Annotated in this window: 11 protein-coding genes; 8 read left to right on the top strand and 3 right to left on the bottom strand. The window is 40.6% G+C overall.

The genetic code is table 11. The features are described 5' to 3' along the window. The first annotated feature begins 244 nt into the window (after positions 1-244). The gene (locus I6E78_RS07400; protein WP_050754469.1) at positions 245-1045 is read left to right on the top strand and encodes a hypothetical protein; all 801 of its coding nucleotides are present in this window, start codon (positions 245-247) and stop codon (positions 1043-1045) included. A gap of 8 nt (positions 1046-1053) precedes the next feature. On the opposite strand, the gene I6E78_RS07395 is transcribed toward I6E78_RS07400, so the two are convergent. Beyond that, a complete protein-coding gene (locus I6E78_RS07395; protein WP_041454651.1) occupies positions 1054-1938 on the bottom strand; it encodes an AraC family transcriptional regulator in 885 nt (294 codons plus the stop codon). A gap of 184 nt (positions 1939-2122) precedes the next feature. Between I6E78_RS07395 and I6E78_RS07390 the strand changes: the two genes are divergently transcribed. Continuing rightward, on the top strand, positions 2123-3268 hold the full coding sequence (locus I6E78_RS07390; protein WP_011327274.1) for an iron-containing alcohol dehydrogenase: 1146 nt from the start codon (positions 2123-2125) through the stop codon (positions 3266-3268). Between the two features lie 59 nt (positions 3269-3327). On the opposite strand, the gene I6E78_RS07385 is transcribed toward I6E78_RS07390, so the two are convergent. Then, on the bottom strand, positions 3328-3714 hold the full coding sequence (locus I6E78_RS07385; protein WP_011327275.1) for a Cd(II)/Pb(II)-responsive transcriptional regulator: 387 nt from the start codon (positions 3712-3714) through the stop codon (positions 3328-3330). A 97-nt stretch (positions 3715-3811) separates the two neighbouring features. Here I6E78_RS07385 and I6E78_RS07380 point away from each other — a divergent pair, with 97 nt between their 5' ends. The 4 genes from I6E78_RS07380 (at position 3812) to I6E78_RS07365 (ending at position 9932) form a co-directional block, all read left to right on the top strand. Beyond that, a complete protein-coding gene (locus I6E78_RS07380) occupies positions 3812-4132 on the top strand; it encodes a hypothetical protein (protein ID WP_197182224.1) in 321 nt (106 codons plus the stop codon). Between the two features lie 165 nt (positions 4133-4297). Then, positions 4298-5563, top strand: coding sequence for a TolC family protein (locus I6E78_RS07375; RefSeq protein ID WP_197182223.1), 1266 nt, complete (start codon positions 4298-4300; stop codon positions 5561-5563). Then, on the top strand, positions 5560-6786 hold the full coding sequence (locus I6E78_RS07370) for an efflux RND transporter periplasmic adaptor subunit (protein ID WP_197182222.1): 1227 nt from the start codon (positions 5560-5562) through the stop codon (positions 6784-6786). The genes I6E78_RS07375 and I6E78_RS07370 overlap by 4 nt, the downstream gene beginning before the upstream one ends. An 8-nt stretch (positions 6787-6794) precedes the next feature. After that, positions 6795-9932 (top strand): efflux RND transporter permease subunit, encoded by a 3138-nt coding sequence (locus I6E78_RS07365; protein WP_197182221.1) that lies wholly within the window; start codon positions 6795-6797, stop codon positions 9930-9932. A gap of 82 nt (positions 9933-10014) precedes the next feature. Here the strand turns inward: I6E78_RS07365 and I6E78_RS07360 are convergent, their stop codons facing one another. Continuing rightward, entirely contained in the window at positions 10015-11265 is a 1251-nt protein-coding gene (locus tag I6E78_RS07360) for a TMEM143 family protein (protein ID WP_197182220.1), read from the bottom strand. 193 nt (positions 11266-11458) lie between these two features. On the opposite strand from I6E78_RS07360, the gene I6E78_RS07355 reads away from it, so the two are divergent. Together I6E78_RS07355 and I6E78_RS07350 are read left to right on the top strand one after the other, a co-directional pair. Next, positions 11459-12043 (top strand): YqaA family protein, encoded by a 585-nt coding sequence (locus tag I6E78_RS07355; protein WP_197182219.1) that lies wholly within the window; start codon positions 11459-11461, stop codon positions 12041-12043. Positions 12044-12083: 40 nt separating this feature from the next. Continuing rightward, a complete protein-coding gene (locus I6E78_RS07350; protein ID WP_197182218.1) occupies positions 12084-14729 on the top strand; it encodes a DUF2339 domain-containing protein in 2646 nt (881 codons plus the stop codon). The last annotated feature ends 6 nt before the right edge of the window (positions 14730-14735 follow it).

Genomic DNA, 14735 nt, shown 5'->3' with positions numbered 1-14735 from the left:
AACATACCAAAGTGCAATTATTATATTACCAATTATTGAAACCTTTGATTTTTAGCTGCTTAATTGTAATGCCAATTCATTCTCAATTGAGTAAATAATTTTAAGTTATTAAAAAGTAGCTATAAATTAGTCATAAAAAGATAAATACGCCCTGATGAGATGATTTAAATTCAACTCAATATTGATTGACTGTATTAACTAAGTGAGTAGAATTTGCGCCATTACTCATCTTTTATTATTAGTCATGTTAGTTAAATTAATGGTTGCCCCGCTATTACTGCTCTTTATTTCTTACGCGCAAAAAAAGTTTGGTAGTTTTATAAGCGGTATTATTCCTGGCCTGCCAATCACCTCTGGGCCTATTTCATATTTTATTGCTATAGAGCAAGGAAAACTGTTTGCAGCTAACTCAGCGGTAGGCGCTTTATATGGCATGAGTGGTATTGGTTTATTTTGCTTTGTGTATATGGCGGTTTCGTATAAGTGTGGCTTAGCAAAGTCGTTGTTAATAGCGCTGAGTGTGTGGTGTTTATTTAGCATACTGACATTATTTTTACCGGTTAATATTTTTGTAGCGTGCTTGTTCTCTATTAGTACTTTATTGGCTTTAACTTTTGCTACTACAAAATTAAAAGTAGCGATAGATGCAAAGCCTTTAAATTCAAAATGGGAGCTGCCAATAAAAATAGTGTTAGTAACTAGTTTTATTATGTTGGTTACCTTTATTTCTGAGCATATTGGCTCGGCATGGAGTGGGTTGCTTTCTACTTTTCCGGTTATTTTAGCGGTAATGGGCAGCATAGCGTATATCAGTGATAAAAAAGACTCAGCGTTTAAAATACTAAACGGCGGTATTATTGGCTCATTAGGTGGGTGTATATTTTTTGCCGCCATTGCATTGCTATTAAAATACGATATTTTAATTTGGCAAGTTTATACAGTGGCAACTATTAGCTCGGTGTTGTTTACGCTTATTTTTAGCCATTTTATAAACCGTAAATACGTTAATCCGGTTGCTTTTAATACCGCTAAAACGCAGCTTTAGCGGTTTGCTTAGAGTAACATTTCTTTTGGTGTTTTATTAAAGTGGCGTTTAAATTCTCGGCTAAATTGCGATGGGCTGGTATAGCCTACTTTTAATGCGGCTTCGTTGGCTTTGCTGCCACTGGCGGTTATAAGTGCTTTTGCTTTGGCTAAACGCAGCTTTTTTAAATATTGTAACGGCGACTCAAAAGTCACTTGTTTAAAGGCGCGATGAAACGACGAAATGCTCATATTTACGTCCTCTGCTAACCCTTCTACTGTGATGGGGTTGGCATAATTACTATGCATAATAGACAGTGTGCGCGCTATACGTGCATAGTGGCCGTCGTGCATAGCAAGGCCAAACAAGGTATGTCCTTGGGGGCCGCAAAGTACACGGTATACTAATTCTTTTACTATATCTTCGCCAAATACTTGTGCTTCAAGTGGGTTATTTAACACGGTTAATAAACGCTTAGTTACCAGCTCCATCGCGTTATCGAGTTTAGCCGATTGCACGCCACTCATTTGCCCGCATGTTGGTGGCAGAGCAAATTGTTTATGCTCAGTCATTTGGTTAACGAGTTTGTGCAATAACGCAGGGTTAATATCAACAGCAATCCCAAGCACTGGTAAGTCGCCATCAGTAAAGGCTTCGCACTCTAGCGGTACAGGAACGCCCAATACTAAATAATCCCCCGCACCATATTGTATTTTATGATCTGTAAAATGAATTACTTTATGCCCTTGCCCGACCACAATAATCCCAGAGTTATAAATAAGCGGCTGTCGCGGCGAGCTTTTACTGGCGCGATGAAAATAAACCCCAGTAATAATGGTTTCCATCGTGCCTTCAAAACTGAGTAACTGATTTTGTTCTGCGTACTGCTGCAACATATTGGCAATGGTGGACATAAAAGCATCTTTACATGGCTGACTTTTACGTAAAATAACAATCTTGATAGTTTTAGGCAAGCTTTTGCGCGTTATTGGGCTTTTTTTATGTTTGTTTTGCCAGTAATATGCACTCATTGAAAATTTACTTAGTTAGTAACTAAGTAAGTTGAACCATATTTAATCGTCACCCTAGGATAAAATAATGAAATTTAGCTACGTAAATCCAACACTAATTCAATTTGGCCAACAACAAATAGCCTCACTAACTGATTTGATCGCAAAAGATCAAAAAGTACTAGTTGTGTACGGCGGCGGATCAATTAAAAAGAACGGCGTATACGACCAAGTTGCAGCAGCACTTGAAGGTTTTGATTGGGTAGAGTTTTCGGGCGTTGGCGCTAACCCAACAATTGAAGTACTAGATCAAGCAGTAAAAATCTGTAAAGAACAAGACATCGACTTTGTACTAGGTGTTGGCGGCGGCTCAGTAATTGACGGCGTTAAATACATTGCAGCTTCAGCAGTATACGATGGCGAAGGTTGGGATATTCCTACTGGTAAGCATAAAGTAACTAGCGCATTACCAATTGGTGCAGTACTTACATTACCAGCTACTGGCTCAGAGTCTAACCAAGGCTCAGTAGTAAGCAAAGCTGCTACAAAACAAAAACTCCCGTTTATGTCACCAGCAGTACAACCTAAATTTGCGATTATGGACCCTGATGTAATGAAAACATTACCACAGCGTCAACTTGTAAATGGTTTAGTAGACGCATGGGTGCATACCTGTGAGCAGTACTTAACGTTCCCTGAAGGTGCATTAGTACAAGATGGTTACGCTGAAGCATTGCTTAAAGCACTTAAAGTACTTGGCGATAACTTTGAAAACCAAGATGACGCATGGCGTGCAAATCTTATGTGGTCAGCGAATCAAGCATTAAACGGTTTGATTGGTTCTGGCGTATCGCAAGATTGGGCAACCCACATGATTGGTCACGAACTTACAGCTGCATACGGTGTTGACCATGCACGTTCGCTTGCAATAGTTCAGCCTTCTTTACTACGCAATCAATTTGCAGTTAAAAAAGCAAAACTTGAGCAAATGGGTAAAAACGTATTTGGCCTTGCACAATCAGACGATTTAGCAGAGCTAACAATTCAAGCAATTGAAGCGTTTTACCATAGCCTTGATGTAGCTACGCAGCTTACTGAACATGGTGAAGATAAAGCAGCAGCGATTGACAATATTATTGGCAAACTTGAAGCGCATGGCATGCTTGCCCTTGGTGAAAACCAAGCAATCACGCTAAAAGAAAGTCGTGAAATTTTAGAACAAGCAGTCGCTTAATTTAAAGTGTTATTAATAAAAACCGCTAGCCTTACAGGTTAGCGGTTTTTTTATATATATTAACTATTTAATTCTTTTATTATTTGGCAGTCGTTTATAGTATTTGCGGTGCAGTTAGTTAATAAGCTGGCTAACGATACCTCGAGCTTTTTAAGTTCTTTTTGTGCCGCTCGTACTTTAATTAATTGGTTTTCGATAATATCGTCAACCTCAACACACGATTTATCGCCGTATGATTGCGCAACAAGTAGAGTTTTAATATCGTCTATTGGAATTTGTAAATCGCGACAGCGTCGAATAAAAATAAGACGCTCTGTATCTGCTTGGGTGTAGGTTCTATAGCCGTTGCTCTCTCTTTTTGGAGCAGGAATAAGGTTTATTTGTTCGTAATAGCGAATTGTTTTTGCATTAATATTAACTAAGTGAGCAAGTTGCTTGATTTGCATATTGACCTTCCAGTAACTAGAAGGTTTATTATGCTGCTGACTCCTTTTATATTCAAGTATTTAGAAGGGACTTCTTTTTAGAGTTTGTAGGCAGACAATGCATTCAAAGCATTTTTTAATAGTGATACTTTTAGTACTTGTACACAGCTTTATTAGCTGTGATGGTGCTGCGTATCATTTACAAGAAGACGTGGATCACATAACCAGCGCGCAGTTACAAAGTAATATAACTGCCGATGGTAGCCAAAATGAGGCTCAAGCCTCTGCCGAAATTCATGCCCACCAACATTGTCATAGTGGCTATTACAGTACAGTAAATCATTCAATCAGCCCTGAGCAGAGTAACCCCGCGTTACCTGTACGCTATTGTGGATTAATTTATCCACCTATGTCGCGCCCTCCTATTTCACTTAGCTAGTTTTAATTTACCTTAATAAAATATGGTGCATTTTACTGCCTGCGTTTAGACGCTATATAGGCTGTGTTATATGCATATTTAGGTTGCTTACAAATTTACATTGCGATTTTTAATTTTAAATTATTTTGTAAGTTAACCCTGTTTGTTAAAAAACGGACAAGCTATATGAATAAAAAACCAATTATGCTGGTGGCACTACTTTGCGTGCTGCCGGTATTTAATGCGCTGGCTAATGTTAGTGCCAGTGAAAATATACTCACGCTTAAGCAAGCGCTGAGTAATACCGAGCAACAAAATCCGATATTAAAACGCTACCCCTATCATCAAAAAATATTGAGCGCGCTTAAATCACAAGCCACACTTTCGCCAAACCCTGTGCTTAGTGTTGCGGTTGAAAACGTGTTAGGCACCAATGATGCGCGTGGCGTAAAAGGCGCTGAAATAACGCTCGGGCTTAGCCAACTTATTGAGCTGGGCGATAAACGCCAAAGTAGAGTAGGTTTTGCTACTGCAAATATTAAAGCGCAGGCTATACAGTATCAAAATACTCGTTTAGCGTTATTAGCTACCACCGCAGAGCGTTACTATAGCGCACTTAAATTTCAAACCTTATTAGCATTAAATGTTGAGCGAAAAAGCGTTGTAACACAGGCGCTCAAAACAATTGAGCAAAGAGCAAATGCCGGGGCTGTATCGCAAGCCGATGTAAGTCGTATGCGTTATGCACTTAGCCAAGTAGAGCTTGAGCAAGTAAAGCTAACAAGTGAGTTTGAGCGCGCGCGTTTATTACTTAATGAGCTTTGGATTGATGAGCAAAGTAGTGCTTTTTTAGCGGGAAATATTAACGTCATCACGCCGCTTAAGTCACAGCAAGCGCTTTTAGATGCGGTAAATTTAGCACCTGAATTTTCCTTACTTCAGCAGCAATATATACAGCAAACGGCTAACTTAGCGCTGCAAAAAGCCAATGGGCAAAGCGATATTAATGTAGGTGGTGGTGTGCGTTACAACCAAAAAAATGACTCTAGCTCATTGTTGTTTTCGTTTTCTATGCCACTGCAAATCAGTAATGCTAATAGCGGTAATATTGCTGCAGCAGCAAGTGAACTTGCGCTTTTAAACCAGCAGCAAGGGCAGTTGCGAGTTCAGTTACGCCAGCAAGTACGTACTCTGTATGCTTATTATCAAGGGATAGCAAATCAAGCCACGTTATTAAATAAGCAAATAATTCCTCAGACACAAACATTGATTGAGCAAAGCTTAAACAGCTATCAACGCGGGCAAATTTCGGTGTTGCAGTTGCTCGATGCCCAGCAAGCACACTTTGACTCTAAACGCGCACTCATTGCAACCCACGCAGAGCTGTACCAAGTGCTACTTACTCTTGAGCGTTTAACTGGCCAATCTTTAATTGAGACTTACCAATCATGAATAAAAATATAATTGCATTATTAGTATCACTTTCACTTGCTGGCAGCGTGTTAAGCACCAGTGTACTTGCATCAGCCGAGCATGGAGAAACTGAGCAACAAGAGCAAGGTCCACACGGTGGTTTTTTATTAGTTGATCCTAAGTTAACTCTTGAACTTAAATTACAAGAATTTGCCGGTAATGTTGAGCTGCGTATATACGCTTACAAGCAAAGCAAGCCAATTAATATAAGTGATTTAAACATAACAATGAGTTTAAAACGATTAGTTGAAGCGCCGCAAAATATACAGTTCATAACAGAGGGCGACTACCTTTTAAGCACGCAATCAATTAACGAACCGCATTCATTTGTACTTGCCGTTACTGCTAATTATAACGGTGAGAGTATTAGCTATGAGTACGAGCAACACGAAGGCCGTACCACGTTAACAGAGCGAGCTATTGAGCGCGCAGGTATTAAAACTGAGATAGCGCAAAGTGGTGAGGTAGATATTACCGACACGCTTTTTGGTGTTATTGCGCCAACCCAGCACGGCACAGTAGAAGTAATGGCGCCGTATACAGGATTGATCAGCGATATTTTTGTAAGCATTGGCCAAAGCGTTAAAAAAGGCGAGGCGCTTGTAAGTATCACTAACCGCGAAACACTGCAAAACTACACCATTAAAAGCCCTATTAGTGGCGTTGTAACTGAGCAATATTTAAAGCGTGGTGAGCTTGCAAGCACCAGCGCACTTATGCAAGTAGTTAACCTTGATAAAGTATGGGTTGAGCTGTCGGCTTTTCCCGAAAACATTGAAAAGCTAGCCATAGGGCAAAGCGCTAAAGTGTACGACTTGCATCATCATTTAAATACGCAAGGTAAAGTGTTTTTTATAGCCCCAATGATGACTGGCGGGCACATAGCCCGTGCACGTATAGAGCTTAATAACCCAGACGGGCATTGGCGCCCAGGCATGCATATAAATAGCGATGTAAGTGTGGCTAAAATAAATGCCAGCGTGCGGGTAAAGCCACACGCAATTCAAGAGTTTAACGGTCAAACAAGTGTGTTTGTTCGTAAAAATAATGTATTTGAAGTGCGCCCCGTTACCTTAGGTGCAAAAAATAGCGAATGGGTAGAAGTACTAACAGGCTTAAACGCGGGTAGCGAATACGTAACAGACAATAGTTATGTAATTAAAGCCGATATTTTAAAAAGCGGCGCAAGCCACGCTCACTAGGAGGCACCATGATTAATTGGATAGTTTCTTTTGCGGTTAAACGCCGCATGCTGGTGCTTGCGCTTACATTTTTATTTGCTGGATTTGGTGTATACAATATTCAAAATTTAGCGGTAGACGCAGTACCCGATATAACTAACGTACAAGTGCAAATTAATACCAAAGCGCAGGGGTTTACGCCATTAGAGGTAGAGCAACGCATTACTTATTTGGTAGAAACCGCCATGGCGGGCATACCTAAGCTTGATTATACCCGTTCGCTTTCGCGTTATGGGCTTTCGCAAGTAACGGTTATTTTTGATGAAGGCACCGATATTTATTGGGCGCGCCAGCAAATAGGTGAGCGTATTCAAAGTATTCGCTCAGACTTGCCAGCCAATATTGAGCCAAACTTAGGACCAATTGCTAGCGGCCTAGGGGAGATTTTTACTTACTCTGTGCATACAGAGCCTAATACGTTAAAAGACGATGGCACGCCATATAACGCAGAAGACTTACGTACTTTGCAAGATTGGGTTATTCGTCCGCAGCTTTTAAAAGTAAAAGGCGTAACCGAAATAAACAGCCAAGGTGGTTTTGAGCGTCAATACCAAGTAGCGCCAGTGCCCGAAAAACTCATTGCCTATAAGCTTACTATTAGCGATGTGATTAGTGCACTTGAGGTTAATAACAGTAACCGAGGCGCAGGCTATATTGAGCGCTTTGATGGGCAATATTTAGTACGCTCGCCAGGGCAGCTTAAAACGCTAGAAGACATAGCCAATACCGTTGTTGCTAAGCGCGACGACGCACCTGTACGCATTAAAGATGTGGCTAACGTGCTTTTAGGTAAAGAGCTTAGAACTGGTGCGGCGACTTATAACGGCGAAGAAACCGTGCTAGGCACCGCCATGATGCTCATTGGCGAAAACAGCCGCGTGGTGGCAAAAGCTATGGCTGATAAGTTAGTTGATGTGCAAAAAAGCTTACCCGCTGGCGTTATTGTTGAAGCGGTTTACGACCGTACTACGCTTGTTGATAAAACCATAGCAACCGTGCAAACCAACTTATTTGAAGGTGCCGTTTTAGTGATAGTAGTTTTGCTATTACTGCTGGGCAATGTAACGGGCGCGCTTATTACGGCAATGGTTATTCCGTTGAGTATGTTGTTTGCCGTTACAGGTATGGTGGGTAATCGCGTATCGGGTAACCTAATGAGCTTAGGTGCAATCGACTTTGGTTTAATTGTTGATGGCGCTGTAATTGTTGTTGAAAACTGCCTGCGCCAACTCGGTGTAGCTCAGCATAAACATGGCAGGCTACTTACCTTAAATGAGCGTCTAAATGTAGTGACCGCCGCCACCAAAGAAGTATTTACACCGGCTGTATTTGGTATTGTTATTATTATGCTGGTTTACTTACCTTTATTTGCACTAAGCGGCGTTGAAGGCAAAATGTTTCAGCCAATGGCGTTTACTGTAGTTGCTGCATTAATAGGCGCGCTTATATTTGGCGTTACCTTTGTACCTGCTGCTATTGCGGTATTTGTTCGCGGTAAGGTTAATGAAACCGAAAACGCAGTCATGCGCGGCGTTAAAAAAGTGTATAAGCCATTACTTAGTATATCGCTTAAATTACCGTGGCTTATGGTGGGTATTGCCACTGCATTAGTATTAGTGCTTGGTTTTAAAGTTAAAAACATGGGGGCAGAATTTTTACCGCAGCTTGATGAGGGCGATATTGCTATGCATGCGCTGCGCATTACTGGCACCGGTATTGAGCAATCGGTACAAATGCAAAAAGAGCTTGAACAAGCCATTTTAAAGCAACCCGAAGTCGCTAACGTTTTTTCAAAAATTGGTACTGCTGACGTGGCAAGCGATCCTATGCCGCCAAACGTAGCCGATACTTTTTTAATGTTAAAACCTCAAAAACAATGGCCAAATCCAGCACTCAATAAAGAAGAGTTGGTTCAGCAAATTCGTACTCGTGTTAACGATGTGCCCGGTAATAATTACGAATTCACACAACCAATAGAAATGCGCTTTAACGAGTTAATTGCTGGTGTGCGCGCCGATGTAGCACTGCGTATTTACGGTGACGACTTAAGCGTACTTAAAGAGTTTGGCGAAAAAGCCACAGGCTTAATGCGTAATCTTGCAGGCGCTACCGATGTACGTTTGGAGCAAATGGAAGGGTTGCCAACGCTTTCGGTAACACCAATGCGCGACCACATGGCGTTATTAGGCTTAAGTGTAAACGACATTCAACAAACACTTGCCGCCGCTGTTGGTGGTGTGCAAACCGGGCTAATTTTTGAGGGCGATAAACGCTTTTCGTTATTAGTGCGCCTTGATAAGCGTTGGTCGAGCGATGTATCAGCACTTGCCCGTTTGCCAGTTGCTTTACCTAAAGATAGCAACCCAGAACTTGCATTTGTACCGCTTGGCGAAGTAGCGACAATCAGCATTGAAAAAGGGCCTAATCAAATAAACCGCGAAAGTGGTAAGCGCAACGTAGTGGTAACTGCCAATGTAGAGGGGCGCGATTTAGCAAGCTTTGTAAGTGATGCGCAAGCGAGCATGAATGAATCACTTAACTTACCAAGTGGCTATTGGCTTGAATATGGCGGCACGTTTGAGCAGCTACAATCGGCAAGTAAGCGGTTATCATTAGTTGTGCCGGTCACTTTACTGCTTATATTTGGCTTACTTTATAGCGCCTTTGGATCGCTTCGTGATTCATTAATTATATTTAGTGGTGTGCCACTGGCATTAACGGGTGGTGTACTTGCGTTATTGCTGCGCGATATGCCGCTTTCAATTTCAGCAGGTGTTGGCTTTATAGCCTTAAGTGGTGTAGCGGTATTAAACGGCGTGGTTATGCTGTCGTTTATTAAGCAGTTACGAGATGACGGACTTAACTTAATAGATGCAATAAATGATGGCGCATTACAACGTTTACGCCCGGTATTAATGACGGCACTGGTGGCGAGCTTAGGCTTTATACCTATGGCGCTTAATTCGGGGACGGGTTCTGAAGTGCAAAAACCTTTAGCAACGGTAGTGGTTGGCGGTATTATTTCATCAACTTTACTTACGCTGTTAATTTTGCCTGCGCTTTATAAGTTAGTGCATGCAAAGTTTAATAAGTATCAAGCAGCTTAGCTAGTTGCTGCTTAATATATAACGTAAAAGCAGCTGAAGTTTCAGCTGCTTTTTTTGAGTATTATTTAGTAAAAATACTACATTAATTATATTGAAAAAGATTATCCCAGCGCTTATCTAAAATGGTTTTTGCGTGTTCTAAACTCAGCGCGCTATACACTTCATTACCTTCTATTTCGTTACTACACGTTACCAAACGCATACGTACCAGCTTTTCAAGCGCGTCGCTAATTTCAAAATCAAGAACGCACTGGTATTTGCTTTTAAACCAATGCTCTATTTGCTCATCAAGCATTTGTGCGCTTAATCCGCTTTCCGATTTTAGTAAAAAGGTATACGCCAGCAAGGCTTCTTTTATGTCTTCTTCTTCGGCGGCATCAATAAGCGTGTGAAATACGCCCGCGTTGTTATCGAGGTTTTTAAAGTAGAGGTTATCGCTTAGGGCTTTCATAAATTTTATTTTGCGGTTTTTAAACTTACTCCATTCTTTAAAAATAAAGCTGCCAAACACGCCCATACCGATAGCAAAGGTAATAAAGTGTTGTTGGGTCATTTCTACAGCTTCACTTCTAAAACCACCCCAAAAAGCAAACAGAGCAAGCAATAATACGATTGATGCGCCCAATTTAGTAATAAGTACCACCGCACCGCCAACTAAAGCAGACGATCCAATAATGACCTTATCAATAGGGCGCATGCGTACTTCGCTATTAGGAAATAGCATTTCGAGATCGGCCTTAGGCACATTTTGAAACAACTTTACTATGGTTGAGCTTGGCTCAAATCCCAGTGGCGTTTTGTTTTTAGCTTCAAAATAAGCGCTATCTTTAAAGCGAATAAACACCGCAACACGATCGTAATTAGTAAAATGCAGCGGCTTTTTACGCAAGCCCCAAAAGCTGGTAATCGTTTCAGTGAGCTGCGACTCGCCACGGCGATAAAATACCACTTCTTCAAAGTCGTCAAATTCAACTTCAAGGCGCACTTTAAATAGTGATTCTTCGTTTAATGCCTCTTGTAAGTCTTCATTGGTGATTACTTCAAAATTAGCGGCGTTAAGTACCTTGGCAAAGTCTTTAGCAAACTCACGTTGGCACTGTGCTTTTTGATCAGCCGATACGGGGGCTAACGATCGCGTGTCACTGTTGGGATCAAATGGTGCATAATTGTTTTTAAGTGCCTCAAGTGTTGCGTGGTAATCGTAATGAATAAGGCTAGCTAGTAAATCACAAAACTGTTTAAACGATGTTTGTTGTGTGCTGTTATTGAGCTCTTCGCTACACATATCAACAATATCTTGCTTTCTAAAGGGAATAAAACGCGCACTTTGCATAAATTAATAACTACTGTGATAAGTAAATTCAATGATATAACTCAATAATAAAAGATCGCCGTAGCTATTACCAATTTGTTAATAATTAAAGTGTTTTATAACTAACGGTTTATATTTTCAGTCTAGATTAACTTAAGTATGTAATGATAAAGCATCTGAAATCGCGTTTTATTCACAATGAAAGGGAGTTATTATGGCGATTCAAAAAAAGCTTAAACAAAAAACACGTAATTTTATTGAATCTAAACATATGCTCAGTGGCATTACCGTGGCGTCGTTTTTAGAGTCGACCATGGTACCTATTCCGCTTGAAGCTGTTTTAGTACCCTTAATGCAAGCGCGTCGTGAAAAATTATGGCTTATTGCTTTAATGGCCACTTTGGGATGTATTGTGGGGGCGTTATTTGGTTATGCGCTGGGTTATTACTTATTTGATGCAGTTGGCGATTGGGTTATTAATAGTTTCTCAAGCCCCGAGCAGTTTGAAAATGTTAAACAACAAATGCACAATCAAGGCTTCTGGTTTGTAATAACGCTAGGCATAGTGCCTATTCCATTTCAAATAGCCATGCTGGCAGCGGGGGCGACTAAATATTCCCTCGGGTTATTTTTATTAGCCAGCGCAATTTCGCGTGCTATACGATATTTTGCTTTAGCGGTAGTTGTGTATTACGCCGGTAATAAAGCCGAGCAACTTATTAGTAAACATAAAACTAAAGCCATGATTACTTTAACTGTTTTTGTAATCGGTATATGGTGGTTAACGACGGTAATTTAATACCGCTAATTTATATTAAATAAAATAATAAGAGCATGCCATGGATGAGTTGATTGGGTTAGTAGGGCTATTTATATTAGCGATAATAGCAGGCGCTATTTGCGGGTTTATTGCACTTACACAGCTTAAAAGTTTAAGGCAACAAGTTGTGCAGTTAACAGCTAAAGTTAATAGTTTACTCCAGCAACAAGAGCAATTAACACCGCTTGCTAGTAAGCAAGCGCCACCACAAGCGCAACCACAACCACGAGTAAGCACACCAGCAACTGTTTCAACGCAGGTAAAAACTGCGGCTATAAGCGGCAATGAAGCTGCAGTTACTAAAACAGCTAAAACAAATACCTTCCCTAAAAAACCTAGCGTTTTACATACATTATTTAATAAATTACGTGCAGGATTTGAAGAAAACTGGATGACCTGGATAGGCGCGATAGCGCTTGCGTTTGGCGGTATTTTTTTAGCAAAATACAGCTTAGAAGCTGGGTTACTTTCGCCCGTTATGCGGTTGAGTTTAGGTGCACTATTTGGCCTTGGTTTAATAGCAGCTGCAGGGTATTTACATTATAAACGCATTGTATTTGAAGGGTTTAATAATTATATTCCGGCAGCCCTTGCTAGTGGCGGCTTTATTACCTGCTTTGCGTTAGCCTTACTTGCTTACAGTAACTACGCCATGCTTAGCTCCACTGTTGCATTTGTGCTATTGGCGATTATAGCTTTAAGTGCAAGCGTTATGGCAATTAAGTTTGGCCCTTTACTTGCTGTTTTGGGCATTATTGGTGCCTACAGCGTGCCTATTTGGGTTAGTAGTAATAGCGTTAATTTATTTTCTTTATTTATGTATGTTGGCTTTGTTAGTTTATTTGCCGCCATAGTGGCGCACCAAGTGCAGCGTATTTGGCTGTGGTATTTACTCTGGGCTGGGCATGTTTTTTGGTACTTAGCGGGTTTTGTTTTACTCGAAAGCAGCACCATTTGGTTACTGGGTGTTTATGCAGTCGCCAGTATTATTGGCCTCGTAGCTATCCCTCGTTTAGGGGTAAGGTTTACACTAATTGAGTTTCGCCCGCACAGCTTAAAGCGTTTAATTAATGTACTGCCCGATCACCCGTTAATGTTAGTGTTTACCGCACCGTTTATTTTGATGATGCTATTGCATAGGTTCGACGCGCAGTTTCAGATATTTAGCTTAATAACTTTAGTGCTAATGCTGTTTTTAGTATTAAAAAATAGCCGCTGGGATTTATGGCAAGCTGTGTGTTTAGTCATAGCCCTGGTCGTTTTAGTCAGTACCCAGCAAACTTTTGATTTTGATGATGCCTTGTTTATATTTAAACAAGAATATGGACTAGGTTTAATACTAGGTTTTACTTTGACTGCTTATGGCCTTTATTTTGGTCGTAAGTTTCCTAAGCGCTTGGCATTTCATATTACCGGCGCATTTAGTTTATTTTTAATGATAGCCACGTTATACGCACTTATTCCTAATTCAGCGTTAAGTACAGCGTATCCGCTTTGGGCAGTTATATTACTTGTTGGTAGTGCTGTTTTAATAAAAAGTGCGCAGCACAGTGCTAGTTTGTATCAGCGTTTTACCTACTGGATAGCAGCAAATGCTAATATTACGCTCGCGATTACTATGCTATTAAACGACAGTGGCTTAACCATAGCGCTGGCTATTCAAGTGTTATTGATTAGCTTGCTGATCAAACGCCACAGCATACCTATGCCACATTGGCCTATTAAAGCACTGGTGGCAGCATTATTATTGCGACTAACTTTCTCACCGTGGACACCAAGTTACGAGGCTCTTACTATTTTTGGTTTGCACTGGAGTATAGTGGTGTACCCGCTGTGTACGGTGCTATTTTATGTTGCAGCAAGATGTTTTAACACATCAAAAATGCAGTTATGGCTAGAAGGTGCAGCGCTGCATTGCTTGGCATTATTTATTACCACCGAAACCAGTTATCAGCTAGTAGGGCATTATCCACAATTTGATTCATTGAGTTTTTACGAGCAAGTATTACTGGTTTGTAACTGGCTTGGGTTAGGTTGTGTGTATTTATATCGCGCGCGAATAGCAGGGAGTTTAGCAAAACTGTATCGCATTGGTGGCTTTGCATTGGCGGGCTTAGCTGGTGTGTTTGCACTAAAAACCTTAGTTGACGACAATCCGTTATTGAGTGCAATAGATATTGGTACAACGCCAATATTTAACTGGTTATTGTTATTATGGTTAGTACCTGCAGGGTTAACTTTGTGGTTAGCAAGGTTACTTAAAACTATAAATAGCAAAGCTATAAATACTAAGGTAATTGCAATAGTTCTCGCAATTGCGGGAATATTTACCTTCTTGGCAATTAACAGTTTAATTCGTCAATATTGGCAAGGGGCGTATATTTACTTATCTAAGGGGGTAGGTAACGCTGAGCTTTACAGCTATTCTATTATTTGGCTAGTACTGGGAGCAAGTACGGTTATTGTGGGCCATCTTAAAAATCAGCTACTAATACAAAAAGTAGGTTTAGGCTTATTGGCCGCGGTTATTTTAAAAGTATTTTTAATCGATATGGCAAACTTAACAGGTTTACTAAAAGCGATATCGTTTATTGGATTAGGGTTATCTTTAGTCGGGCTTAGCTGGTTGTTTCAAAAGCTGAGAAGCCGCGCTAACCTTGCTTAAGCCTTT

It is taken from the genome of Pseudoalteromonas sp. NZS127 (assembly GCF_015864805.1).
Taxonomy (GTDB): Bacteria; Pseudomonadota; Gammaproteobacteria; order Enterobacterales; family Alteromonadaceae; genus Pseudoalteromonas; species Pseudoalteromonas nigrifaciens.
The sequence above is the reverse complement of the archived record's forward strand: the minus strand, read 5'-3'. Positions and strand labels throughout refer to the sequence as shown.